Below are 25,809 nucleotides of genomic sequence, written 5' to 3' on the forward strand. Positions count from 1 at the left end.
AAGTTCTTCTTTCAACTCCACTAAACTTGCAAGAGCATCTGATTTTTTATCAAAGGCATAATTTTGCTTTGATATTTTTAAGATAGGTATTATTAAATTCTTTGCCATTTTTAATGTAGTTTTAGAAGGCAGTTTTTTCTTTAAAGGATATTTTTCAATATACTCTCCAAGTGCACTTGCTACAAGATAGTCTACATTGGGCATTAAATCTTTGATTATCTTATCTCTTATTGGTAATCTCAGTATTTCTGTACAATTGGCATAGAGTCTACCTCCAGCTTGACTCATTATCTTGAAGTTACTGCCTTCTTCGACTCTATCAAAAGGCATTACTCTTTTGAATATATCAAGACCTAAGGGTTTAATTGGTTTTGTCATTACTTGAATATGACTTGCTGATATATATACCTGAGATTTTCCATTTATATTACTATTTTCGACTCTAGGATATAGAGATGTTATCATTCTACTTTGCAAAATATATATTTTCCCACTCTCATCAATTGCCCATTCTATATCTTGTGGAGTCTGATAGTATTCCTCGATTTCATTCCCTAATTGTGCTATCTTATAAATCTCTTGTTCTGAAAGTACTTGTTCTTTCTGTTTATTTTTATCAAGTAAGATTTGCTCTGTGCCACCATCATTTTTTCTGTATATGGCTAACTTCTTCGCATTTATTTCTTTTGCTATAACTTTATTTTCATTTTTATTTACTTTGTACAAGTCAGGAGTTATTAATCCCCCTACCAAAGCTTCACCAAGTCCAAAACCTGCATCAATAGTCAAATGATTATAGTTATTGTTAATGGGGTCAGCAGTAAACATTATTCCTGACTTTTGTGAGTCGACCATTTTCTGAACTACTACAGAAATTAATACATTATCTTCATTCAAATTATGTTTCTTTCTATATACTACAGCCCTTTGAGTATAAAGTGATGCCCAACAATATTTTACATTTTCAATTAAGTTTTCAAATCCATGTACATTTAAATATGTATCTTGTTGACCTGCAAAAGACATATCTGGCAAATCTTCTGCTGTTGCACTAGAACGCACTGCATAGAAATCATCTTCTCCAATGCTTTCTATAGCCTCTTTTATATTTTGTTTTATACTATCTGAAAGTGATTTTTCTATGATTAAATCCCTTAGACTACTAGTCAATTCTTGAATTTTTTCTAAATCATCAACATCTACATTATCTAATTGTTTAAATAAGTCATTATCTTTTAATGGTTCTATAAACTTGTAAAAGGCATCTGTTGTTATACAGAATCCTTCTGGTACAGGTAGGTTTCTCTTAGTCATTTTGCCAAGATTAAACCCCTTCCCACCAACTAAATTAAAGCTATCTTCATTTATTTGATTAAAAAACAAAATAGTGGTATTCATATCACACCTCCAAAGTTAACTATAGGTATATCAAATTTATTTGCATAAACTAACTTTATTTAATTTTATATATCTCTCTTTATTTACAATTATACAACTTATATATATATTTAAATTAATATACACATATAAATACATTAATTTAAGCATCTTTTATACATCTCTAAATTAGAAAACATATAAATATATTATTTAAACATCTTTTATACATCTCTAAATTAGAAAACATATAAATACATCATTTAACCTACAACAAAAAAATTAGAGGTACACTATCATAAAAATATGATTAACTGTACCTCTAATTATATTTATCTTTTCATAAGTTTAATTTCTACATATCGATATATCGATTAAACTTATATTATCTATTAATATCTTAAATATTAGTTTTGAATAATACTTTCTCTTGATTCAATTTCTTTTGAAATACTAGCTATAAATTCATCTAATTTAATGCTACCTATTTCACCTTTATCTCTTGATCTAACAGAAACATTATTCTCCTCAACTTCTTTTTCACCTACTATTAACATGTATGGAACTTTTTCAAGCTGAGCTTCTCTTATCTTAAATCCGATTTTTTCAGCTCTGTCATCTAATTCAACTCTTATACCCTTATCAAATAACTCTTTCTTAACTTCATTTGCATAATCCATAAATTTATCAGATATAGGAAGTATCTTAACTTGAGTTGGAGATAACCAAACTGGGAATTTACCAGCATAATGCTCTATTAATATACCTATAAATCTTTCTATACTACCAAAAGCAACTCTATGAATCATAACTGGTCTATGTTTTTCACCATCTTGTCCGATATAAGTGTTATCAAATTGTCTTGGAAGTTGCATATCTAATTGGATAGTACCACATTGCCAAGTTCTTCCTAAACAGTCTTTTAGATGGAAGTCTATCTTAGGACCATAGAATGCACCATCACCTTCATTTATAGTATATGGTAGACCTAATTCTTCTAAAGCTTCTCTTAATCCATTTTCTGCTGCTTCCCACTCTTCTTCGCTTCCCATAGAATCTTCTGGTCTTGTAGATAACTCTAAGTTATATTCAAATCCAAAAGTTTTGTAGATACCATCTATTAGGTTAGCTACTCCTTTTATTTCATCCTTTATTTGCTCTGGCAACATGAATATATGTGAATCGTCTTGAGTAAATGCTCTAACTCTCATTAATCCTTGTAATGCACCAGATAACTCATGTCTATGAACTCTACCAAGCTCTGCAACTCTCATTGGGAAATCTCTATATGAGTGTAATTGAGAATTATAGTAAATTAATCCCCCAGGACAGTTCATAGGTTTTATAGCATAATCTTCATCATCTATTTTAACTGTATACATATTTTCTTTGTAATGATACCAGTGACCTGAAGTCTCCCATAATTTTCTATTTAATATAATAGGAGATTCTATTTCAATATATCCAGCTTTTCTGTGTATTTCTCTCCAGAATTTTAATAGTTCATTTTTAAGTTCCATACCTTTTGGTAAGAACATAGGGAATCCAGGACCTTCTTCAGGTATCATAAATAATCCTAATTCTTTACCTAGTTTTCTATGGTCTCTCTTTTTAGCTTCTTCTAATAAATGTAAGTACTCTTCTAAATCTTTGTTTTTCTCAAAAGAAGTTCCATAGATTCTTTGAAGCATCTTATTTTTTTCATCGCCACGCCAGTATGCACCTGCAACACTTTGTAATTTAACAGCTTTAACTTTTTTAGTAGATGGTAAATGTGGTCCTCTACATAAATCAGTAAAATCACCTTGCTTGTAGAAAGATATTATTTCACTTTCAGGTAAATCAGATATAAGTTCTACCTTATAGTCTTCTCCTTGTTCTTTCATAAGCTCTAGAGCTTCATTTCTAGGAAGTTCAAATCTTTCTATTTTTAAATCTTCTTTAGCTATTTTTTTCATTTCAGCTTCTATTTTTTCTAAGTCTTCTGGAACTAATCTATGGTCTAAATCTATATCATAGTAGAATCCATTTTCTATACTTGGCCCTATAGCAAGTTTTGCTTCTGGGTAAAGTCTCTTTATAGCTTGAGCTAATATATGTGCTGATGTATGTCTAAAAACTTCCTTACCTTCTTTATCTTCAAACTTAAATAAATTTAAGTCACAATCAGAATCTATAATGTGGTCCATACCTACAACCTCTCCGTTCACAGATGCTGCTACCACATTTCTAGCTAATCCTTCGCTAATGGATTTTGCTACATCCATAACAGAAATAGCACTTTCAAATTCTTTTATTGAGCCATCTTTTAAAGCAACTTTAATCATTGTTTTTTCCTCCTTATTGAAATAATTTTTAGATTTTTTGTAATAAAAAATCGCCCCAAATATGTTTGGGACGATATTAATTCGCGGTTCCACCCAAGTTGGTGTATACAAGTATATACAACCCTCTTGATGACTATAAGGTCGTCACCCGAGCACTTTCACATATAGTATAAATACAAATACTGCTAATAAACTCAGCTCCAAGGTAGTTTTCAAATAGACCTGTTACATGGGCTCTCAGCCATAGACCCAAATTCTCTGAGAATGGTTTCTACTCTACTCTTCCTCTTCAACACTATGATTTTTAATATATTTTCATTATAACAGATACTTATACATCAATCAACATTAATGTAATATAATAATTACCCATTATTTTTCATCTTAATCAACTCTAAATCAATATTCTAATATTTTTATATTACTTTAATCTTTTGATTTATAGTTATATTATAATATTTTCACCAATTTTAAATTTTTAAAATATATCTACATGCATGATATATATGACTAGATAAATACTAAAATTAATTATTATTGAAGTTAATTTTTAGTTTTTGTATACTTAAATACAACAGCTAATTATTGTATATTTAAATAAATATAGTAACCAAACCTTGAACTATACCTATTAAAAAACCTAAAACAAGACCTAAAAACTCTATATGCTTTAATTCTTTTTTAGCTATTTTTATTATTATCTCTTCTAATTCATATAAATCTAGTTCATTAATCTTATCTTCGACCATTTTTTGTATATCTATACGTTCATTTGCTTTATTTATTATATTTTTACTCAATTCATCTATACTCTGTTTAACTTCAGACTCAATTATCTCTCCTAAATAGTCTTGTATCATGTTTTTTATGCCACTTGGTATAAATGAGACTTTCTCATGTATTATAATTTTTACCCTTGCTTTTATGTATCTTACAACTTCTTCCTTATCTTCGTCAGTAATGATATTTGCAAGTATTTCGTCCATAGAAAGAAATTCTTCTTGAATTATTTCTCCTACATTGGCTGCTATTTCTGCTCTTCTCTTTGGTATAAGCCCTACTATTTCTATATTTAAAATAGGTATTTTAATAGGCTCTATTGGTCTAAATATTAGTCTTATAGCAACTACATTTGTAACGTAACCTATAAATCCACCAATAACAGCTAATATCAGTATCCTAATTAAATTATCCATTATAAAATTTCTCCTTATCAATTGTATATTTGTCAGCTATATTACACTTAATCAGTAGATATTTTTTATAGTTAATAGCCCTAGCTATATTATAGCTTTATATACAATTATAAGTCTTTTGTGTCGATTTAAAAAGAATTTTTTTAGTTTTATATCTTTAGTTCCTAATTCTCCATAATTATACTAACTTTATTTTCAAAAATTGCCTCTACAGTATCTATAATTTCTTTTGAGCAATTATTATTTAATAAATCTAATATTTCTATTTTTCTAGGACATAAAGTTAATAAGGTACTTATTAAAAAGTCCTCATAGTTTAAATTCTCTCTTATTACCATATTTATGATTTCTTCATCATCTATACTGTCTATTTTGTTTCCATTTTTATCGTATAAAATAAATGTATTATCTTCCATTATATGAACTTTTAGCAAATCAATCTTTTCTTCTTGAGTATCTATAAAGTATTTTAAGACTCTTATAAATTCATCTTGGTCTTTCTTTATTAAATACTCCTCAACTGCAATATCACCTATAGCAGAAATATATTTCATAAATTCTCGCATTCTAAATCTAATAAAACCTTCTACGTTTATAAAATCATTTTCCTCTATATAGTTTCTCACCCTTGTAAATACTGTTTCTCTCATAAAAATCTCTTTTTTAGCAAATATGTTCAGTGAATATATGTATATATTATTTTTATCTTCAGGATATGTACGCCCATAGCATTTTAGAATGTATTCTTTTAAAAGTTTCTCTTTCATTATACTTATTATCATACTAGTTATTTCTGTTGATATCTCATCAATATTTAGAGCTCTTTGTTCAGTTTTAGTACCATTAAGTATTTTTTTATTTAATACTTCTTGCTTTGCAGAATCTATCACTACTTCTACAATGTCATTCGTATATATTAATCTATCGTTTACATTATTATTCCTCAAAAATTTCATAGAAGAAATATTATCCTTCTCAACCAAAGTTATCGCTCCTTTCTTGTCATGAGAGGAACTATAGAACCTATATCTAGTAAATTCTCACAGCTAAGTGTAACTATCTCCTTGTTTTTACTTTCTACAAAACTTTTTATACGTTCATAGTCAGGATGTTTTTTAACATCTCCACAAAAAGCTAGTTTATCCTTAGAAATTAACCCTGTACATCCACCTATAAATCCATAATTCATCTCAAATAAATTTATATGACCTTTTTCTATTAATAAACACTCTATTTCTGTATTCTTCATGCTTTTCCAAATACCTTTATCTGATGTTATTATAGATGTTCTATCTACTATACAGATTGAGCATTTAGAATAGCCCTGCTCTATATTTATCTTTTTAAGTTTATTATTTTCAATATAATCTAATATTACTTTATCAGTGTACTTAAAGTTATGGATAGCATAGTCACCAACTATAGCAATATTGTAAGGTATATCATAAGGGTATCTATTTAATAAATTAGCTTCTCCCTTAATTATATTAAATTTATATCTACTTAATAACTCTTTGTATTGATTATATACATTCGGCGCAACAATTATATCTCCTTTTCCTAAATTACAAATACATATATCTGGGTGATATTTTATGCTTTCATATAATTCTTTACATTCTATTGTTTTTATTATCTCTATATTTCTTAATTTTAATTCATTTTCCATTAGATAACTAATTCTTTTGTCCACCAAAGCTAGACACAAATCGTCATCTAGTATAAATGGCTCTCTTGTAAATTCCATTTTTTACTCCTTTTTCTTTTTTTTGATAAATTTTTTACTTGAAATAAATAAAGTGTGTAGCAGAATTTTTCTGCTAACACACCTATTATTAGACTTTTCTATAATTAACTCACACCTATAAAGTGCATTTTTATAAACTTTTAAAACAGTTATTAATATGTATCTTTCACTTTGTTATACTCTTTTTTTATGTACTCTAAAACATCTGGTGGTATATTTCTACTACTATTTGGAGTTAATCCTATTTCTCCATCTTTTATTTTAAATTCCATTACCTTACTTCCATGAAAACCATCTTTTATAACATTCTTTATTAATTCATAGACTGGTTGTTCCACATCTTTTACAATTGAACTTATTACATTGTTTGGTGCCATATCATATTGGTCTTTATTAATAGCTATAACTTGGCCACCATTTTCTCTTGCTACCTGAATAGCTCTTTTACTATCATCTTCTGTAACTGAGAATACAACATCTCTATCAGAATCTCTCATTTCTTTTGCAATAGTTCTAGCTGACTCAGGATTTTCAAATACATTTGAGTATTTAACTAATAACTCAGCATTTTTATTTGAAGTTTTTAGACCTTTCCTAAATCCAGATTCATACTTATCCCTACTAGAACCCTCAACACCTCCTATAAAACCTACTTTACCAGTATCAGTCATTTTACCTGCAATAAGACCTGCCAAATATCCAGTAGAATTATCTTGAAATGATACTGAAACTACATTAGCAGGTTGGACTTTATAAGCATAATCAACTATTGCAAATTGTTGTTTTGGATATTTGGTAGCATCTTCTTTAATTAACTCTGCAAACCTAGCTCCAACTGCTATTATCAAATCTGGTTCAGATTTATGTAGTTTTTCTAGACTTTCTTTAAAATTCTTAGAAGTCTTTGGTTTCTCAAGTTTTATTCTAATATCAAAATCTTTATCAGCTCTTTTTAGAGCTGATAGTACATTGTTATTATACGATTCGTTATTTAAGTTTTCAGTGTCTAATAATACTCCAACAGTTTTTCTCACATAAGAATCATCATCTTTTATTTCATATTCCTCATTATTACTTTTGTTATCTAATTTATCTTTATTTACTTTATCTTTATTTGACGATGTTGATACACTTTTAGACTCACTCTGTTTGGATTTAGCACTATTTATATTAGAATTATCTTTGTTTACTTTATCAAGTCCAAAATCAAAATCACATATAGCTAATATAAAAATTGTAAACACCACAACAAAGCAGAGCATCAATAGTCTTTTTATTTTCACAAAATTCACTCCCTGATATAGAACATGAAGTCTCTATAGATTATTTATTGTTCTTATTAACATATTCTAACACATCTGGAGGAACATTTTGAGAGCTATTTGGAGCAAGTCCAGTACTTCCAGACTGAACTGTATTTTCTATAACTTCTCCACCTTTATAATTTCCATTTACAAAACTTTGTATCATATTATAAGTAGGCTTTTCAAAATCTTTTACAATAGAGCTTATAACATTTTCTGGAGCCAAATCATGTTGGTCTTTATTAGTAGCTATAACTTTCTTATTTTTCGCTCTAACTGCATTTATTACAGTCTCTGAATCATCTTCAGTAGTAGAGAAAATAACATCTACACCATTATCCATCATTTTTTTAGCTATAGATTCAGCCGATTTACTATCCTTAAAGACATCCACATACTCAATCGAAACATCCTTTATACTACTATTAGAAAATTTAATACCTTCTTTAAAACCTGCTTCAAATTTATCTCTACTAGAGCCCTTTAATCCACCAATAAAACCGACCTTATCACTTTCAGTCATCTTTCCAGCGATTAATCCAGCTAGATATCCAGATTTATTATCTTCATAAGAAATTGAAGTTATATTAGAAGGTTGCTTGTCATATTCATAATCTACAATTGCAAATTGTTGCTTTGGATATTTCTTAGCTACCTTCTCCAGTGGTTTTGCAAACCTAGCTCCTACAGCTATAATTAAATCTTGATTGTCATTGCATAAAATATCTATACTATTAGAAAAAGTCGACGAATCATCTGATTCCACCTTATTTGTATCTATATTAAGTTTCTTTTTAGCATTGTCTAATGCCAATAAAGCAGCATTATTCATAACTTCATTGTTTGTTCCTTCAATATCTAGTATCATAGATATAGATTTTTTTGAATTATTTTTGTCAGTTATATTACTTTTATTATCTTTGTTAGAATTAGAATTGTTGTCAGGATTATTGCTACACCCAACCAACATTCCAGCTGTCATTGCTACGGTTAATATCAATATCAACACTTTTTTTAAATGCATCAAATTTCACTCCTTATACTTTCATGACATTTTTATATACTGTTTATAAATTTTTTATATATAATTTACACTCTTGTTTTGAACTCTTTACAATAAATCTTACTATAAAAAAGTGTGCAATAGAATTTTATCTATTTACACACTTCCCTAAAAACTAAATCTAATATATCAACACTTAATTTTATCTAAAATAAATCCAATTTAGCATATCAATATTTAATATTTTATCTTAATCTAATAAAAAAACAACTAATAATTTAAAAAATATTATTTATTTTTTTAGACATATGATACCAGTGACACCAGGTCCAGCATGTGCACCTATACACACACCAATTTGGAAAAATCTAATTTCCTTAGGTCTTAATTCATCTTCCATAACCCTAGATAATTGTTCTTTTTCCTTAAAATCATCACTATATCCTATATACACAATTTGGTCTGATAAATCATCCCCACAATTTGATTTTATCAAGTCCATCATCTTAGAAATTACATTCTTCTTTCCTCTTACTTGAGATATTTGTGAAACTAGTCCATCTTTTATCTCTAGGATAGGTTTTATATTTAATATGCTTCCTATTGCTGCTTTAGTAGATGATATTCTTCCTCCCTTTTGTAAATATTCTAGTGTATCCACCGAAAATATAACAAAAGCTTTCTCTTTTAAATCATCTAAAACAGGCAATATTTCATCAATAGACTTTCCTTCACTTGCAAGTTCTCCTGCTTTTATTACAAGTAAACCAGTTCCCATACAAAGCAAGTTAGAGTCGTATGTATATATTTTACCTTCTACATCATTTTTTGCCATTACAGCACTTTGATACGTCCCTGTGGCTGTGGCAGAACCTGCTATATAAAGTATCTCTCTATCTTCACTAGTATACTTCTCAAACACTTCCTTAAATTGGGCATAAGTAGCTTGAGAAGTTTTTGGATATGCATTTTCTTCTCTAAGCTTTTTATAAAATTCATCTCCAGATATATCGATTCTATCCTTATACTCTTTTTCCTCTAATATAACTGTTAACGAGACAATATCTATATCATATTTATCTAACAAATCTTTTGGCACGTCCGATAAACTGTCACAGATTATCTTTAGATTTTTCATTAAGTATGCTCCTTTCTCATTTAGGCTTGGTAAACTACCTCATATTAGGGTATCCTATTTGTCTTAAAGCTTCGTACACTACTATAGCAACTGAATTTGATAAATTTAGTGACCTAGCTTTTTCAACATCCAACATAGGTACTCTAATACAAGTATCCATATTTGCTTTCAACAAAGGTTCTGGTAATCCCTTTGTTTCTTTGCCAAATACTATAAAACAATTTTCTTCATATTTCACATCTGAGTGTGACTGTTTAGCCTTTGTTGTAGAAAAAAAGTATTTGCTGTTTGGATACTTTTCTTGTAATTCTTCAAAGCTATCGTAATATTGTATATCAGCTATATCCCAATAGTCAAGCCCACATCTTTTTAGGTGTTTATCATCTAATGAAAAACCTAATGGCTTTACTAAATGTAAAGTTGAACCTGTTGCTGCACAAGTTCTTATTATATTTCCTGTATTTTGAGGTATTTCTGGTTCTACTAATACTATATTTAATGACATTTTTATCCTCCCTAAGTATTGCTCTTAATTTATTAAACTTTATTTTATAAACAGAATAACAATAATATTATACTATTATATATAATAATGTTAATAACAATTTTTACTTAGTTATATATAATAGTTTTCTATCTAACATTTTCATAAGTATTATTATATCAGAAAATCCCTCTTGTACAACTTACTTTGATAAAAGTTATTTCATTTCATTAATTTCTTTATAATAATTACAATCTTCTTTTATTGGGCAATCTCCACATTCTGGATTTCTAGCTTTACACATTCTTCTTCCATGAAAAATTAATACATGATGTGAGTGTGACCATCTTTCTTTTGGTATAGCTTCCATAAGTGCAAATTCTGTTTTTTGAGGATTTGGCTCATCCACTATCCCAATTCTATTGGTAACTCTAAATACATGGGTATCTACTGCTATTGCTGGTTGATTAAAGGCGTTACTAAGTACAACTCCTGCTGTTTTTCTTCCAACGCCAGGTAATTTCACAAGTTTTTCTAAACTATCTGGTACCTCACCATCATATAATTCACATAGTTGTTCAGATGTATCTTTTATTTTTTGAGATTTACTTTTATAAAGGCCACAACTTTTTATCTCTTTACTAATTTCTTCAATACTCAAGTTGGCAAAGTCTCTTGCTGTATTGTACTTTTTAAATAATTCTGATGTAACTTTATTTACCCTTACATCAGTACATTGAGCTGATAGAATAGTAGCTATCAAAAGTTCAAAGGCTGTCCCATAATTTAACTCACATGTAGCATCTGGGTATAGTTTTTCTAATTCATCTAAAATCTTGTTTACATCTTTATCATTTACTGACTTATTCTTATTTTTAGATTTACTTTTAGTTTCTTTATATGATTTTTGTGTTTTCTTATTGGAATTAGTACTCTTTGATTTTTTGCTTGTTTCAGTTTTTTTATCTTCTTCAATATCACTAAAATTTGATATATCTTTCTCATCAATTATCTTATCTTTTTTACTAATTGCTTTATTCATTTCTTTTTTAGGTTCAACTTTATTTATATCTTTTTTATCTATATCTTCTTTCCCTTTTAGATTTTTTTCATTTATCTCTTGGTTCGCTTTTATGTCTTCATTTTCTTTTATGTCTTTTTCATTTATCTCTTTTAGATTTACATTTTTCATAATTATCCCCCTTTAAAATACTAATTTATAAGACTCTATTTATAAATAGTTTAATCATCTCAACAAAAAATAAACATCAATATATAAAATATACAAAATAAAAATTCAATCTACACATATTTCACAAAAAAAGCAAAAACCTATTAAAGTTCTTGCTTTTTATTATACATAAATACCCATTAAATTCTATAATAAACTTATTCTTTTGACACAGTTTGTATCTTACTAAAGGATATCAATTTTTCTTTTACTAATTTCTTTATTTCTTCAAATTTAACATCTGTCAGTATCTCTATAGCCTCTTCTACTCTTTCAACTGTATATATCTTAAATTTTCCATCTAATATAGCATCATTAACTTCATCTGATAAAACAAGGTTTCTCTGATTCTTCTTAGGAATTATAACTCCTTGCTCACCATTTAATCCTTTAGTTTTACATATAGAATAAAATCCTTCTATTTTTTCACTTATTCCACCAACTACTTGTATATCTCCCTTTTGATTTATAGAGCCTGTAACAGCAATATTCTGCTTAATTGGCACTCCACTAAGAGATGATAATAGTACATATAATTCTGCCGAAGAAGCACTATCTCCATCTATTCCACCATAATTTTGTTCAAAACAGATATATGCATTTAGTGACATTATTAAATCCTGTGCAAAGTTCTCAGAAAGATAACCGCCTAATATAAGCACTCCTTTGTTATGTATAGAGCCACTCATATTTACTTCTCTTTCTATATTTACTATGCCTTTACTTCCTGGACTAGTGGTTGCTGTAATCCTTGAAGCTCTACCAAAAGAGTACTCTCCTGTACTTAATACAGATAGACCATTTATAACTCCAACCTGTTTTCCCTCTGTCTCTATTAAAGTAAATCCATTTTCAATTGATTCATCCATATGTGTCTCTACTCTATTAATTCTTTTTCTCTTTTCACTTATTGCTTTCTTAACATCACACTGCTCTGTATATCTTGAATTTCTAAATTCTGCATATGCACTTCCTTCTATTACAACTTCCATTATTTTATTAAATTTAGTTGATAATTTTCCTAAATCACCAGACAGTCTAGTGCTAAATTTGACAACTTCACCAACAGCTTCCTTAGTAAAATGTCTTAAATTATTCTTATCACATTGAGATGCTATAAATCTAGCAATTCCCTCTTCATTATTTTCATTCTTATCCATTTCACTATCAAAATCCACGAATATTTTAAAATATTTTTCAAAATCTTCATCATATCTGTATAGAATATCATATATATAGTGGCTTCCAATCAATATTAATTTTACATTTAATGGCATATTTTCTGGCTTAATTGCTGTCTGGGTTTCCAATATTACTTTTTTTGTTTGCAAAGTCTTTTTAAGGATTTCCCAAGACATCGTATATTTTAATAACTGGTCTGCATAAATCACTAAGTAACCACCATTAGCCCTATGAAATGCTCCTGATAATAGTTTTGTAAAATCAGTCTTTATATTGCCATTTGCATAATCGTATTCTGCCTTTCCAAATAAATTTGCAGGACTTGGATTTATCTCTACTATAACAGGTGCTGATTCTTTGTTTTTTGAACCTCCATTGTCTACAAATAGGTTGATTTTATATTTAATAAAATGTTCTTTATCATATTTATCTTTTAATTCATCTTCATCTAAATAGAATAAGTACATATATTCTATTATATCTTTTTTTACTTTTTCCAAATAAGCTTGGATTTTATCATAATTTTCATATTTTTCGCACAATGTCTTGATGTGAGGTTCTACTACAAGTTTAGCTATCTCTTCTTCAAGCTCTAACACAGCTTTTTCAGCTATTTCTTCTAAATCTTTAATTTTATATACGACCTGTATAGCCATGTTTTCCAGTTCTCTTTTTGCCTTATAGAACTCCTCATCAGATATGTCACTTTCATCTTCCTCTTCTTTCAAAGGTATAAAGACTATTCCCATTTTACTCTGTTTTAATTTAAACCCTTTTTCTTCTCCGTACTTCTTAATTTGCTTTAGTAACATATCTTTTTCTATTTCATATTCGTCCAAAAGTTTATTTTTTTCTATTTCAAAGCTTTCACTTTCAAACGCATTTTTAAAATCTTCTAAAAGACTCTCAATTAACTTCTCCATGTCTTTCTTAAGTTCTCTTCCAAACCCTTTTTCTAACTCAACTATAATAGGCTCTCTAGGGTTTTCAAAATTATATATATAGCACCAATCTTTATGTGTATTTTTTTTGGATGCATATTCATTCAAAACCTTTAAGGCATAAGTACTTTTTCCTGTTCCAGATTCACCAGCTAAGTATATGTTATAGGCTGGATTACTTATTCTTAGACCTAATTCCATAGCTTCTACAGCTCTTTCTTGACCTAGTATACAATCTAGTGGATTTATTTCAGATGTATTATTATATTTCAATATTCCCCCACCTCCCCATATTTAACGTTAATGATATAATATGACTTTGATACAATAAGTGTTAAAGTAAGTTCACATTAAAGTATATGAAATAGACTCTTATTATTAGTCATTATACTTATCTAAAATTATTTCCATATTTCTCTTTATTATATTTCTGCCCCTCCAACTAAATGCTCTATCTCCATATCTCCTTTTAAATTCTTTATTTGAAATATTTTGTATCTCATCATAATCCAAATAATCTATTATATTTTCTTTAAATTCCAAAATATGAGTTGTTGGTATTCCAACATTATGTGGACATACTTCTTGACAAATATCACACCCAAAAACCTTTTTACTACTCTTTAAAACAGATTTTTCTCCCTCTGACAAATCTCCTTTTTTTTGAGTTATATATGATAAACATTTCTTGGGATTCATATCATAATTTCCTAATATAGCATTTCCCGGACAATATTTTACACACTTACCACATTTAAAACAGCTTTTTTCTAGTGGTTTATCTTCCTCAAATTTATAATTATTTACTATATATCCTATAAATATATAAGAACCATACTCATCAGTTATGATGTTATTGTTTATTCCAAAATATCCTATACCTGATAAATAAGCTAAATATCTGTCAACTAATGGCCCATTATCAGCAAATATCTTGTATTTAAAATCTTCTACTGTTTTGGATATATAATCACAAATTTGTTGTAAAAAGTCCTTTACTACAATATGATAATCCTTTCCATAACAATATTTTGATAAATTTGAATTTTCAATTTTTTCTTGTCTATTTATATGATATGGAAATGCACATACTATTATAGAATTAGCATCCTCCATTATATTTCTTGGATTAATCCTGTTATCAATTATTGGTTCTTCCATCCCAGTCAAATAATCTTTTTCCTGTCTGTCTTCAAGTATCTTTTTTAGATTGTCATACTTGTCTATACCAGCTATTCCTATACACTTTAATCCTATAAGACTACAAAATTCTTTTAATTCCTTATTATTCATAAAATTATTCCTTTTTAATCTATTTAACCTGTTTAATTTAGGTTATAAAACTACAATTATTATTACTATATTATAAAATGAGCTAAATTATAATATAAGCATCATCTCTTTATAATAATATCCATTTATACTTTAATATAACTTATTTTATATACTCTATTTCTTATTATTCTACAATAACAACTTAGTTTAAACTTTTTTACTATTTTTTTAGTAATCATCTTACTAATATGATTTCTCTACTTTACTCCAATACTTATATAACTCAAACTTCACCATGTAATTAAATTATCATCTATTTTCCATTTTAATATAATTATAATTTTTATATTTTCAACAATGTAATACATATCATACTTATAAATTATAGTCACAAAATTAAATATAACTTTAACTTGCAATTATATAGTGTATTTTACATTTTTAAATTTACCATTCATAATAGGCAATATAAATTTTATCATATCTAAATTTATCACTTACAAAAACATTAAAAATAAGAATTTGCTTTTAAATCATCCACAGATTATAATAAATACTGTATAAGGATGGTGAACAATTTGATTAAAATAACAATTCCAGGTAGACCCATTAGTAAATCTAATTTTAAACTTCATAATATAAATGGTCAAGCATGGATGCCTTCAAAGGGAAAGTATTCTAAGTATTTAGCATATGAAAACATGATTGCAGGTTTTATAAACCAACAGTATCAAGGAGAAACTGTTGAAGAAAATCTAATAACTGTTTTAAAGTTATACTTCCCAAACAAGAGAATGGGAGACTTACATAATTATCCAAAGAGTATTTGTGATGGTATTGAAAAAAGCGGAATAATAAAAAATGATAAACAACTTAAGCCAGTACTTTTATTCGACTTTATTGATAAAGATAACCCTAGGGTTGAAATTGAACTTTATCCAGTATCTAAATATGATATATCTTATAATATCTTTGAGAAATAAATATTTTATATACTAATTGATACTATAGTAATGCTATACCATTTGGAAACTATAACAATAATATTTGTGCTATAGCTATACTCACACAAATTTTAAATTTATATGATACTTGTAGCTATGTAAATTTAGTACTTATAAAATTACTGCATTCATATAAATTTAACATTTGTATATAAAGATGTATCCATATAAATAAAACATATTCACATAAATAAAGCATATCCATATAAAAAGAAATCGGAGTAAACTTACTACACCGATTTCAACAAATAAAATCTATCCTAATTTTTCGACAACAGTCTTTAACATTTCTCTTATTGGAAGTTCATATGGACATCGACTCTCACAAAGACCACAGTCAATACACTCAGTAGGTTTAACATCCATAACCTCATACTTTTCTTTAGCCCACTCTTCAAGTCCATATCTAGTATAATATCCTTCACATAAAAAGCTCAATGGTATATTTATTCCAACAGCACAAGGCATGCAGTATTCACATCTTCTACAGAATTTTTTACCTAAAGAATTTCTTATTTCCTCAATTTCTTTATTATCTTTTTCATCTAGCACAAGATTTTCAAGTACAGCAACATTCTGTCTAACCTGTTCAACACTTTCCATCCCTGGTATAACTACATCTATATAGTCTTTAGATAATATGTACTTAATAGCTAATGTAGCATTATCTAAAGCCCCTCCAGCTAAAGGCTTCATTACTATTATTCCAATTCCTTTTTCATGAGCCTTTTTAAATACCTCATCTGCTTGTCCTTCAACTATATTGTAAGGAAACTGTATAGTATCAAATTTTCCACCTTCTATAGCTTTTTCTATAGTACTTAAATTATGGCTAGTTATCCCGATGTGCTTTATCTTACCTTGTTCTTTTGCCTCTAAAAGAGCATTATAAGCCATCTTATCTTTAAAAAGATTGTCATACTCCTCTTCCTTAACATTATGGAATTGATATAAATCTATAAAATCAGTTTTGAAATTATTTAAACTTATCTCAACATCTCTCTTCATTGAGTCATAATCTCTAGACATACTTTTAGTAGCTAAGAAAAATTTATCTCTCTTTCCTTCAATAGCAATTCCAATTGCTTCCTCACTTATTGTATATCCTCTTGCACTGTCAATAAAGTTTATCCCTTGTTTTTCTAACTCATTTATGACTAAGTTAGTGTCCTCTTGAGTAATTCTTTGTATTGGAATTCCCCCAAAACCAACTCTCTTTATTTTCATATTGGTATTGCCTAAATTTCTCATATCTTTCCCCACCTAACTTTTAATTAATTTTTATATAATATAAATGTGTCACCTTTAATTATACAACAAATTATGAGAATCTTTGCAATATATTTACATTCTATTAAAATTATACATAGTAAATAAAATTTTATTTACTAGATAGTATCTCTTTTATCATTTTAAGTTCTCTCTTATGACCTTCATCATCAAAAGGAGTCTCTAAGAAAAATGGTAGGTCTTTCAGGCTAGGATGTTCCATAAAATCAATCAATGCTTTTAATCCTATCTTTCCTTCTCCTATAGGAGCATGTCTGTCCTTTTTATCTCCAAATGGCATCATACTATCATTTAGATGAACAGTTTTTAACTTATCTATCCCTATAATCTTATCAAATTCTTCTAAGACTCCATCTAAATCGTTTACTATATCATATCCAGCTGAAAAAATATGACATGTATCAAGACACACACCTATTCTTTCTTTGTGTTCAATTTCATCTATTATACTTTTTAATTGCTCAAACTTAAATCCTATTTCAGTTCCTTTTCCTGACATAGTTTCAAGAAGTATAGTTATATTTTCATCACCCTTAATAGCATTATTCAATCCTTTTACTATTCTCTCTATACCAAAATCTACTCCACCACCTACATGACTACCTGGGTGAAAACACATGTATTCAATTCCTAGTGAATCCATCCTTCTTATATCTTCATCTATCACTCTTGTCGCAAATTCGTATACATCATCCTTTGTACCACCTAAATTCATAGTGTATGGAGCATGTGCAAGTAATGGTGCAAAATTATTTGCCTTTCTAATCTCTTGAAACTTAGCTATATCTTTTTCATCAAATTCTTTAGCATTTCCTCCTCTTGGATTTCTACTAAAAAATTGAAATGTATTTGCACCAATGTATACAGCTGTCTCAGCTGCTTTAGCAAATCCTTTTGCTATTGAAAGATGTGTTCCTAATTTAATCATATTAATCTCCTTTTATTTTTACTTAGATTCTTATTTGTACTTATATTTGTGCTAAATTTTAATTATAAATTTCTAATAAGTAAGTTTTTATTTTAATACAACTTTAATTTAATGTAACTATAATCAATTTCATGTATATTAATTTTAAATTTTAATATTTACAATTTAATTATACCCATTTTAAGAAATTTCAAATATTATAATCTTATAGATTATTTAGCCACTCCTTACATATATCTATATATGTCTTACATTTTAATTATAATTTTACTACATTTCATTTATATATCTATTACAATTTAATTATATATATTTTATAATCCTTTATATAAACATGCAAAAAAATAGAGACTAAAAATCATTTTTTACTCATACCAAAAACCATTTTTTGATTATTAAGTAAATTCTGATGTTCAATCTCTAACTTTATGTTTTTAATTAATCCATAATTAATGGTTCTAACTAGGACATTCTTCCTCAAGTGTAGGAATTACAACCATTGCTATATCATACTTAGAACCTTCAACGTTGTGTTGTCTTTTATTTAAAATTTCATCTATCTTTGACTTCATAGCATCACTGAGTTCAACTAATTCATCATGAGTAAGAGAAATATCATGATAATCAACTATATTTTCATTTTCTAAAACATCTTCTTCTGCTGCCTTATAAAAAACTTCACTCATGTTTTCAAATTTTGATATGTACAATTCTTCTTTTTCTTCCCCATTGTCTAAAGAAAAATTAAGTATCCTATTCCCTATAACCACATTTTTTGCACTTGGATAATAGTATTTTTCCACAATCCCCGACTTTATTTTTTCCTCAACTAATTCTAAAATACCAACTTTGTATAACATTTTTATATGGTAGTTTATTTTTGCATGAGGTTCTTCCAATAATTGAGATAATTGTTTTGCTGACAATGGCGATTTGTCAAATGCTTTTAGAATATCTATTCTACGTGGATGCGCAATAGCCTTTATGCACTCCAAATCTCGTAATACCAATACCTCTTTCATTGACCCCTCCTAAAAAATTTATTTAATTCATATTTCTTTACAATTTAATTATATATTAAATTATATGTTGTTGTCAAAAAAATCCTTTCTTAAAATTTTAAAAAATATTTAATTTGAGTTTATTTGACAACTCCTCTAAAACTTTAACTCCTGCGACGCTGTTACCTTTTTTGTCAAGTGCAGGTCCATAAACACCAATACCCATACGTCCTGGCACAGAAGCCATTATACCACCCCCAACTCCAGATTTTGCAGGAATCCCAACTTTAATAGCAAATTCCCCAGAAGCATCATACATTCCACAAGTCATCATAAATGTTTTGACAATTCTAGAAACCATTTCACTCATCAAATGCTCACCATTTTCTATGTCTACTCCATAATTAGCAAGATTTATGCCAATTCTGGCTAAATCTACAGAATCTACTTCAATTGAGCATTGTTTAAAATAAAGGTCTAAAACATCTTCTACATTACCTCTGATAAACCCATCACTTTTTAATAAGTAAGCCATTGCTCTGTTTCTATCTCCAGTCATTTTTTCAGACTTATAGACATCATAGTTTATTCCTATATTATCATTCTTTGCTAATTTCCTAAAGAAACTAAGCATTCTTTCTTCTTTTTCTTCCAAACAGCTCCCATTTATAAGAGAAGTAGTTACTATAGCCCCTGCATTTATCATTGGATTACAGGGTTTTTTTGTGTCATTAATTTCAAGTTTCATTATAGAATTAAATGGGTCTCCACTTGGCTCCATTCCAACGTTTGAAAAAACGTCTTCCCAATCATTGTCCATAAGTGCCATAGCAAGCACAATTGGTTTTGAAATACTCTGTATAGTAAACTTTGTGCTACAATTTCCAGCACTGTAAAGATTGTTTTCACTATCTATGATACAAATTCCTAAATCATTTCTTCTAGCGTTTTTTAATTCTGGTATGTAACTAGCAACTTGTCCATAATTAGTATATTTCTTATTAGAACTTATAATTTCTTTTAATAATGTCTCATCTAACGTATTCATAGGCACCTCTTATATTATGATATATATATTCTATTTTAGCACAGATTTATACTATAATAAAACAGTGTTAAAAAAAATTATACTTTAAAACTATTTTTTACAAGAATTTATTCATTTTTCAAACAATTTAACCGTTTTAATAGTTTAATAGTTCAATATTTTAAACTTCAAATTTTTATGTCTTTATGTCTTCATGGTTTCAAATATGTATTTTAAAACTTATAACTATTATAGCAAAATAAAATGGCAGTTTTTTCAACTGCCATTTTATTACTAATAAATCTAAATACAAATACTATAGTCCAGATTAATCGACTATTTTACTTCCTCCAATAAATTCTCTAAGAATTGAAGTCCCTGGTATATCAGAAGTATCATCTAGCTCTACAAAATACTGCAAAAACTTTAGTAATCTAGTTGCTTCAATGTGAGCAGGATTATCTTCTTTTATCTCTTCCAGCAAGGGCTTAGCAAATCGCTTTAAAACTGCTAATTCATATACACAAGCAGAATTAAATATGGCATCTGCTTCATCTTGATATGGGAATATATTCTTCTTTTCGCCTCTTCTAACTGATGCCCATTGTAAGATAGTATTATCCGCACTATAACCTCTAAAATTATAATCTCTAACAATTCTTCTTATCATTCTCAAATCAGCAGTAGGAATTCTATTATGGTCATCCAAGTTTATTTGAGTAAGGGCACTTATGTATATCTTAAATTTATCTTCATCTGGTATAGATGACGTTAAAATAGGATTTAGCCCATGTATACCTTCTAGTATAATTGGTTGGTTTGAGTCTATCTTTATTTTTTTACCAGTATATTCTCTCTTTCCTTCTTTGAAGTTGAATCTTATAGCATCAATTTCTTCTCCTGCTAAAAGACTCTTTAAGTCTAAGTTAAATTTTTCTAAATCTATAGCATAAATTGATTCAAAATCATAATTTCCATATTCGTCTAAAGGAGTATGTTTTCTATCTATAAAATAGTCATCTAAAGAAATCGAAATAGGATTTAAATTATTTACTCTGAGGTGTATAGATAATCTATGAGCAAAACTTGTTTTTCCAGACGAAGATGGAGCTGCTATTAAGACTACTCTCTTATTATTCTCTTTTATCATATCTGCTATTTGAGATAATTTTTTTTCATGTAACGCTTCAAATGTTCTTATTATATCTCCATATTCTTTGTTTTCTATTACCTTATTAAGTGATACTACCTTGTCAATTCCCATAAGTCTTGACCATTCTTCCGCTTCATAATATACGCTTGATAATTTAGGCTGAGGTATAAATTTCATAGGTTTAGTCTTATCTTCTTCACTAGGGCCTAGAATTATAACTCCTCCATTGTAAAGCTTAATATCAAATGATTTTATATAAGCAGTTGATGGTAGCATATACCCATAAAAATGGTCTATATAGTTTCTACACTTATATACTTTAGCACTATCATACTCTTTATACTTTAAAAGCTCTGCCTTTTCATACATTTCATTGTTTTCAAATATGGAAATAGCTTCGTCTCTTGTAACTTCAATTTTTTCTATGGTATAATCATTGTTTACTATCTCTTGCATCTTGTTTTTTATATTTTCAACATCCACTTCTTTAAGTTTTCTATCTATGTGAACTTCACAGTATAGCCCACCAGATAGTGAATGTTCTATTGTAACTCTACTATCCCAAAATATTTCTCTACAAGCCATTACAAATACAAATGACATGACTCTAAAGTAAACTCTCTCACCATCTTCATTAGTAGTATCTAAAAAATTTATCTCACAATCATTCTTCACTCTGCAATTTAACTCTTTTAACTTATTGTCCACAACTGCAAGTGTTATATAACCCTTATGCTCATCACAAAATTCTTTTGCTATATCACCTAGTCTAATTCCTAAAGAGTTTTCTTCTAACGAATATTCTTTATTTTTTCCGTCTATTTTTAAGTTTATTTTTTTCACTTCAACATCTCCTTCCTTTTGATGAATACAAATTTTAATCAACGAGGCATATCAACAAGTTAAAGAGAGGTATTTAACCCTCTCCTACAATACGATTCAATTTACTTATAGTATCTTCAATGTCTTCGTAGTTTATTTCTAATACTAAATATTCTGCATCTAACTTTAAGACCTCTTTAATTCCCTCTTCAGATAAAATTCCTTTTCCTATGCCTACATGTGTATCATTGATACCATCATTATCACTTAAGTGTATCAACTTTATTTTATCCTTCAAGTTCTTTATATAATCATCCTCATCAATTAAACAGTGTCCAGTATCGTAACAAAAACAAATCTTAGAATTTTTAATCCTATTAAATATATATTCAAAATCATAGGATATATTTCCAATATTTGAAAAATCCCCACTTTTTGAATATGTATTCTCTATACATATATACGAGTTTGTATTTACCTTATCTAAAAAATCTACACTATTGTCTAAATACTTGTTTCTATTCTTTTTAATCCTATTTGTCATAACATAGCCCAAATGAAGATTAAAATACCTTATATCAAACCCTTTGAGCTCAAATTCTATTTTCTCAATAAAATTTATCCATGAATCTCGTATATACTCTATATTTTCGCAAGTATTTAACTCCATAGGTAAGTGTATCCCTACAGATAATCCTAGCTTAGAAATTCTATCTTTATATTTACATAACTCACTACATTCATATATATTGTCAACCCCAATCTCTAAATGAGTTATTTGCTCTATTTTTTCACAAATATCTAAAGCCTCCTCAAGATTAAACAATAAGGATGCTACACCAACTGCCATACAAATCACCTACTCAAAAATGCCTATATCTGTAAAAGGAAATACTCTTAAAATAACCTTCCCTTTAATATTTTGCTCATCTACTAATCCTACTTCTTTATATCTACTATCCAAGCTTACTTCCCTATTATCTCCCATCGCAAATACTTTTCCCTTAGGAATCACCATATCAATATCGCCTTCAGTATAATTATCATGTATATATGAAACTTCATTTAATAACTTGCCATTTATATAAACCTTTGAATCACTAATCTTTAGATGGTCACCAGGTACACCTATAACCCTTTTTACAAGTTCTTTTTTTCTTCCATCATCTTGTAATAAGTCAGTCTTAAATATCATTATATCTCCACATTTTGGTTCTGATAATTTATATGTCATCCTATTTGCTACCAAATAGTCATGTGACTTAAGTGTTGGGTACATAGATTCTCCATTTACTAGTGTTGGTTTTATAAAACGAGTTATAATAAATGCAAAAAAAAGTGCAGTAATAATTATTTTTATCCACTCTACAATCTCTTCTTTAATAGTTTCATTCATTCACAAATTCTCCTTTATAGTTATATTATCTTTATTAATAATGCATTTTTAACATTATCTTTTAGATAAGTCTACTAAATAAGGTGTTGTCTTTTTTATACAGACAACTATTGTGCATGGTCTGGTGATTTCAGTTAATCAGCGATTGCTCCAAATTTTATATGTTTAGTCAATAGTTCCTATCTTAGAAAATGGATACAATCTGACTAGAACCTTTCCTAAAACGGTATGCTCGTCGACCAATCCAACCTCATCGTATCTACTATCTAAACTTTTTTCTCTATTATCCCCCATAGCAAATAATTTTCCTTCTGGAACTACGATATCAATATCTCCATCAGTACGATTATTATGTATATAGGAAGTCTCATTTAACAATTTATCATTTACATATACCTTGGAGTCTTGTATTTTTACATGGTCACCAGGAACTCCGATGACTCTTTTTACTAAGTCTTTTTTCTTTCCATTTTCTTCTGTTAAGTCGGTTTTGAATACTATTATATCTTTGTATTTTGGCTCTCCTACCTTGTACGCGATTCTATTAACTATTAGGTAGTCACGTTCAACCAGTGTAGGATACATTGATTCTCCCTTAACTATTGTTGGCACTATAAAACGAGTTATTGCAAATGCCAGAACAAGAGCTATGACAATCACTTTTATCCACTCTACAATTTCTTTTTTAACTGCTTCACCCACTAAAATCGTCTCCTCTGTGTTAAATATTAAGTCAATCTACAGCAAAATAATCTACCATAAACTTACAATATAAATATTATACTTCTTTTTTCTACTAGTTTAAAATAATTTTCTAAGACCTTTAGGATAATGATTCTTAATTACACCAGCAGATTCTTTTCCCCAACCTAAAGGTATGCCTTCAACTGATACCAAAACCCAGCCTCTACTTTCATTAGAATTTACAACATCCCCTTTTAAGTATTTAAGAATTGAATCACTCTGTACACTAAAGTTTTCGACATTTTTTACATCTTCAACCTTTAAATAATGAGATAGTGCATGAGAAGGCTCAAATCTATTCTTCTTTAAAACCCCTAAATGCAAACCGTATCTCAATACTTTTAGTTTTTTCGTATCTGGATATACTTCTGGAAGTAGGTACAGGTTTTCTCCTCTTAAATAAAATTTATTTTTTTTATTACTATAAAAATCAACCTTTAAAAATTTCTTTTCAAACTCCCTATAATCCTTTATTTCTTTATCTAAATTTTTTATTTTTAATTCTTTGACATTACACTCTTCATCTTCCAATTTTTTTATCTTGGCAACAAAATGACCTTCTCCCTTTATTTTATGGGGCCATAATCTTTCCATTTCAATAAGTTCTGCATATGGATATTCACTTATAAACTCATTTATAACATGTTCATTTTCTTCTCTTGAAAAAGTACATGTTGAATAAATTAAAATACCATCCTTCTTCAACATTTTATATCCATCTCTTATAATTTCTTTTTGAATAGATTGACATTCTAATACCTTTGCATAACTCCAATCTGATATGGCCACCTCGTCCTTTCTAAACATACCCTGACCAGAGCAAGGTGCATCTATAACCACCTTATCAAAATACCCATTAAATGTCTTTCTTAAGCTTTTAGAATCGGTATTTGTTATAATACAATTTTTCACTCCAAATCGCTCTAGGTTTTCACCTAAAGCCTTAATTCTACTAGCATTAATTTCATTGGAGACCAATAGACCTGTATCATTTAATTTAGACAATATATATGTAGATTTCCCACCAGGAGCAGCACACATATCGAGTACCTTATCGCCCTCTTTAATATCTGCTTTTGGTATCACACTCATGGCAGAAGGCTCTTGCAAATAATATGCTCCAGCCTCATGCAGTGGATTTCTACCAGGTCTATTGATTTTATCATCGTAATAAAAACCCTCTTCTGCCCATGGTATTTGTGACAAATCAAATAAATTTAAATCCAACAGTTTCTTTTT

The 25,809-nt window shown here is 28.4% G+C and carries 22 protein-coding genes and 1 other annotated feature; of the genes, 1 reads left to right on the forward strand and 21 read right to left on the reverse strand.

The window, feature by feature from the left end; translation table 11 throughout:
- The 12 genes from Q3304_RS19585 to queG form a co-directional block, all read right to left on the reverse strand.
- A partial coding sequence (locus Q3304_RS19585) for a PEP/pyruvate-binding domain-containing protein (RefSeq protein ID WP_407814971.1) occupies positions 1–1,398 on the reverse strand: 1,398 nt, incomplete at its 3' end.
- A gap of 386 nt (positions 1,399–1,784) precedes the next feature.
- On the reverse strand, positions 1,785–3,704 hold the full coding sequence (gene thrS / locus Q3304_RS19590; RefSeq protein WP_054269095.1) for a threonine--tRNA ligase: 1,920 nt from the start codon (positions 3,702–3,704) through the stop codon (positions 1,785–1,787).
- 63 nt (positions 3,705–3,767) lie between these two features.
- Positions 3,768–4,006, reverse strand: a binding site (T-box leader).
- A 291-nt stretch (positions 4,007–4,297) separates the two neighbouring features.
- On the reverse strand, positions 4,298–4,900 hold the full coding sequence (locus tag Q3304_RS19595; RefSeq protein WP_054269094.1) for a DUF445 domain-containing protein: 603 nt from the start codon (positions 4,898–4,900) through the stop codon (positions 4,298–4,300).
- A gap of 164 nt (positions 4,901–5,064) precedes the next feature.
- On the reverse strand, positions 5,065–5,883 hold the full coding sequence (locus tag Q3304_RS19600) for a putative sporulation protein YtxC (RefSeq protein ID WP_054269093.1): 819 nt from the start codon (positions 5,881–5,883) through the stop codon (positions 5,065–5,067).
- Positions 5,884–5,885: 2 nt separating this feature from the next.
- Positions 5,886–6,647 (reverse strand): DUF6873 family GME fold protein, encoded by a 762-nt coding sequence (locus Q3304_RS19605; RefSeq protein WP_054269092.1) that lies wholly within the window; start codon positions 6,645–6,647, stop codon positions 5,886–5,888.
- Between the two features lie 152 nt (positions 6,648–6,799).
- Positions 6,800–7,930: a BMP family ABC transporter substrate-binding protein gene (locus tag Q3304_RS19610; RefSeq protein WP_223152737.1), complete on the reverse strand. Its 1,131-nt coding sequence runs from the start codon at positions 7,928–7,930 to the stop codon at positions 6,800–6,802.
- Between the two features lie 40 nt (positions 7,931–7,970).
- Positions 7,971–8,975, reverse strand: a complete 1,005-nt coding sequence (locus Q3304_RS19615; RefSeq protein ID WP_407814972.1) for a BMP family ABC transporter substrate-binding protein — start codon at positions 8,973–8,975, stop codon at positions 7,971–7,973.
- A 271-nt stretch (positions 8,976–9,246) separates the two neighbouring features.
- A complete protein-coding gene (locus tag Q3304_RS19620) occupies positions 9,247–10,092 on the reverse strand; it encodes a DegV family protein (RefSeq protein WP_054269090.1) in 846 nt (281 codons plus the stop codon).
- Positions 10,093–10,126: 34 nt separating this feature from the next.
- On the reverse strand, positions 10,127–10,597 hold the full coding sequence (trmL, locus tag Q3304_RS19625; RefSeq protein WP_003429657.1) for a tRNA (uridine(34)/cytosine(34)/5-carboxymethylaminomethyluridine(34)-2'-O)-methyltransferase TrmL: 471 nt from the start codon (positions 10,595–10,597) through the stop codon (positions 10,127–10,129).
- A 196-nt stretch (positions 10,598–10,793) separates the two neighbouring features.
- A complete protein-coding gene (nth, locus tag Q3304_RS19630) occupies positions 10,794–11,768 on the reverse strand; it encodes an endonuclease III (protein ID WP_407814973.1) in 975 nt (324 codons plus the stop codon).
- A 197-nt stretch (positions 11,769–11,965) separates the two neighbouring features.
- Positions 11,966–14,203 carry an ATP-binding protein gene (locus Q3304_RS19635; protein WP_054275841.1) on the reverse strand — a complete coding sequence of 746 codons (2,238 nt, stop codon included), beginning with the start codon at positions 14,201–14,203 and terminating at the stop codon, positions 11,966–11,968.
- Between the two features lie 105 nt (positions 14,204–14,308).
- On the reverse strand, positions 14,309–15,223 hold the full coding sequence (queG, locus tag Q3304_RS19640) for a tRNA epoxyqueuosine(34) reductase QueG (protein WP_407814974.1): 915 nt from the start codon (positions 15,221–15,223) through the stop codon (positions 14,309–14,311).
- A 560-nt stretch (positions 15,224–15,783) separates the two neighbouring features.
- On the opposite strand from queG, the gene Q3304_RS19645 reads away from it, so the two are divergent.
- Positions 15,784–16,188: a RusA family crossover junction endodeoxyribonuclease gene (locus tag Q3304_RS19645; protein ID WP_021383211.1), complete on the forward strand. Its 405-nt coding sequence runs from the start codon at positions 15,784–15,786 to the stop codon at positions 16,186–16,188.
- 276 nt (positions 16,189–16,464) lie between these two features.
- On the opposite strand, the gene Q3304_RS19650 is transcribed toward Q3304_RS19645, so the two are convergent.
- From Q3304_RS19650 to Q3304_RS19690, 9 genes are all read right to left on the reverse strand, one after another.
- Positions 16,465–17,460 carry an aldo/keto reductase gene (locus tag Q3304_RS19650; RefSeq protein ID WP_407814975.1) on the reverse strand — a complete coding sequence of 332 codons (996 nt, stop codon included), beginning with the start codon at positions 17,458–17,460 and terminating at the stop codon, positions 16,465–16,467.
- 130 nt (positions 17,461–17,590) lie between these two features.
- Positions 17,591–18,427, reverse strand: a complete 837-nt coding sequence (locus Q3304_RS19655; RefSeq protein ID WP_167639733.1) for a deoxyribonuclease IV — start codon at positions 18,425–18,427, stop codon at positions 17,591–17,593.
- A 458-nt stretch (positions 18,428–18,885) separates the two neighbouring features.
- A complete protein-coding gene (locus Q3304_RS19660) occupies positions 18,886–19,449 on the reverse strand; it encodes a transcriptional regulator (RefSeq protein WP_054269085.1) in 564 nt (187 codons plus the stop codon).
- Positions 19,450–19,546: 97 nt separating this feature from the next.
- The gene (gene glsA / locus Q3304_RS19665) at positions 19,547–20,476 is read right to left on the reverse strand and encodes a glutaminase A (protein ID WP_054269084.1); all 930 of its coding nucleotides are present in this window, start codon (positions 20,474–20,476) and stop codon (positions 19,547–19,549) included.
- Positions 20,477–20,783: 307 nt separating this feature from the next.
- Positions 20,784–22,451: a nucleoside kinase gene (locus Q3304_RS19670; RefSeq protein WP_407814976.1), complete on the reverse strand. Its 1,668-nt coding sequence runs from the start codon at positions 22,449–22,451 to the stop codon at positions 20,784–20,786.
- A gap of 73 nt (positions 22,452–22,524) precedes the next feature.
- The gene (locus Q3304_RS19675) at positions 22,525–23,280 is read right to left on the reverse strand and encodes a sugar phosphate isomerase/epimerase family protein (protein WP_407814977.1); all 756 of its coding nucleotides are present in this window, start codon (positions 23,278–23,280) and stop codon (positions 22,525–22,527) included.
- Between the two features lie 9 nt (positions 23,281–23,289).
- Positions 23,290–23,826, reverse strand: coding sequence for a signal peptidase I (gene lepB, locus Q3304_RS19680; protein WP_054269081.1), 537 nt, complete (start codon positions 23,824–23,826; stop codon positions 23,290–23,292).
- 165 nt (positions 23,827–23,991) lie between these two features.
- Positions 23,992–24,528: a signal peptidase I gene (gene lepB / locus Q3304_RS19685; protein WP_054269080.1), complete on the reverse strand. Its 537-nt coding sequence runs from the start codon at positions 24,526–24,528 to the stop codon at positions 23,992–23,994.
- A gap of 99 nt (positions 24,529–24,627) precedes the next feature.
- Positions 24,628–25,809 (reverse strand): RsmF rRNA methyltransferase first C-terminal domain-containing protein (locus Q3304_RS19690; RefSeq protein ID WP_407814978.1); only part of this gene is annotated, 1,182 nt, incomplete at its 5' end.

The organism is Clostridioides sp. GD02377 (genome assembly GCF_045899875.1).
In the GTDB taxonomy this organism is placed as follows: domain Bacteria; phylum Bacillota; class Clostridia; order Peptostreptococcales; family Peptostreptococcaceae; genus Clostridioides; species Clostridioides difficile_A.

What these genes read in the sequence shown, in the direction of transcription:
- thrS (WP_054269095.1), bottom strand. Translation starts at nt 3,704, where the DNA reads ATGATTAAAGTTGCTTTAAAAGATGGCTCAATAAAAGAATTTGAAAGT.
- Q3304_RS19595 (WP_054269094.1), bottom strand. Translation starts at nt 4,900, where the DNA reads ATGGATAATTTAATTAGGATACTGATATTAGCTGTTATTGGTGGATTT.
- Q3304_RS19605 (WP_054269092.1), bottom strand. Translation starts at nt 6,647, where the DNA reads ATGGAATTTACAAGAGAGCCATTTATACTAGATGACGATTTGTGTCTA.
- Q3304_RS19615 (WP_407814972.1), bottom strand. Translation starts at nt 8,975, where the DNA reads ATGCATTTAAAAAAAGTGTTGATATTGATATTAACCGTAGCAATGACA.
- Q3304_RS19620 (WP_054269090.1), bottom strand. Translation starts at nt 10,092, where the DNA reads ATGAAAAATCTAAAGATAATCTGTGACAGTTTATCGGACGTGCCAAAA.
- trmL (WP_003429657.1), bottom strand. Translation starts at nt 10,597, where the DNA reads ATGTCATTAAATATAGTATTAGTAGAACCAGAAATACCTCAAAATACA.
- nth (WP_407814973.1), bottom strand. Translation starts at nt 11,768, where the DNA reads ATGAAAAATGTAAATCTAAAAGAGATAAATGAAAAAGACATAAAAGAA.
- queG (WP_407814974.1), bottom strand. Translation starts at nt 15,223, where the DNA reads ATGAATAATAAGGAATTAAAAGAATTTTGTAGTCTTATAGGATTAAAG.
- Q3304_RS19650 (WP_407814975.1), bottom strand. Translation starts at nt 17,460, where the DNA reads ATGAGAAATTTAGGCAATACCAATATGAAAATAAAGAGAGTTGGTTTT.
- Q3304_RS19655 (WP_167639733.1), bottom strand. Translation starts at nt 18,427, where the DNA reads ATGATTAAATTAGGAACACATCTTTCAATAGCAAAAGGATTTGCTAAA.
- Q3304_RS19660 (WP_054269085.1), bottom strand. Translation starts at nt 19,449, where the DNA reads ATGAAAGAGGTATTGGTATTACGAGATTTGGAGTGCATAAAGGCTATT.
- glsA (WP_054269084.1), bottom strand. Translation starts at nt 20,476, where the DNA reads ATGAATACGTTAGATGAGACATTATTAAAAGAAATTATAAGTTCTAAT.
- Q3304_RS19675 (WP_407814977.1), bottom strand. Translation starts at nt 23,280, where the DNA reads ATGGCAGTTGGTGTAGCATCCTTATTGTTTAATCTTGAGGAGGCTTTA.
- lepB (WP_054269081.1), bottom strand. Translation starts at nt 23,826, where the DNA reads ATGAATGAAACTATTAAAGAAGAGATTGTAGAGTGGATAAAAATAATT.